Source organism: Micromonospora foliorum (genome assembly GCF_022229015.1).
GTDB lineage: Bacteria > Actinomycetota > Actinomycetes > Mycobacteriales > Micromonosporaceae > Micromonospora > Micromonospora foliorum.
On sequence record NZ_JAKKFF010000544.1, the window covers coordinates 1 to 927 of the forward strand.

Annotated in this window: 1 protein-coding gene; it reads left to right on the forward strand. The window is 75.5% G+C overall.

The features are described from left to right. Positions 1 to 18 precede the first annotated feature (18 nt). Positions 19 to 927, forward strand: a 909-nt coding sequence (locus PSH25_RS29865) for a cupin domain-containing protein (protein ID WP_238662190.1), incomplete at its 3' end; no start/stop codon positions are given.

Sequence of the window (927 nt, forward strand, 5' to 3'; positions counted from 1 at the left end):
GCCGAGGCCGCCGCGGCGCTGGCCCGCTGCGTCTCGGTCGAACCGGCCAAGTTCGCCGCCGCCCACTGGGGGCACACCCCGCTGCTGTCCCGCGCCGCCGAACTGCCCGACCCGGCCGGCTTCACCGACCTGCTCAGTCCCGCCGACGCCGACGAGCTGCTGAGCCGGCGCGGTCTGCGTACCCCGTTCCTGCGCGTCGCCAGGGACGGCCAGTTGGTCGCGGCGGCACGCTGGACCGGCGGCGGCGGCGCGGGCGCCGAGATCGGCGACCAGGTGCTCGACGAGCGGGTCCTGGAGCAGTACGCGTCCGGGGCCACGCTGGTGCTGCAGGGGCTGCACCGGATCTGGCCGCCGCTCATCGACTTCGCCCGGGCCCTGGGCCTGGCGCTCAACCAGCCGCTGCAGATCAACGCCTACCTGACCCCGGCCGGCAGTCAGGGCTTCGCCACCCACTACGACACCCACGACGTGTTCGTGCTCCAGGTCGACGGCCGCAAGCACTGGCGGATCCACCCACCGGTGCTGGCCGACCCGTTGGAGAAGCAGCCGTGGGGTGGCCGCGCCGACGAGGTCGGCGCCACCGCCCAGGGCCCGGCCGCGCTGGACGTGGTGCTCGCCCCCGGTGACGCCCTCTACCTGCCCCGAGGATGGCTGCACAGCGCACAGGCGCAGGACGCCAGCTCGTTGCACCTGACCGTGGGCATCCGCGCGCTCACCCGCTACGCCCTGGTCGAGGAGTTGTTGGCGCTGGCCGCCGAGGACCAGCGGCTGCGAGCCAGCCTGCCGTTCGGCACCGACGTGGCCGACCCGGACGCCATCGAGCCGGAGCTGACCGAGACCGTGGAGGCGTTGCGGGACTGGCTGCTGCGCGCCGACCCGGGCGCGGTCGCCGCGCGACTGCGGCAGCGGGCCTGGCCGGCCGCCCGC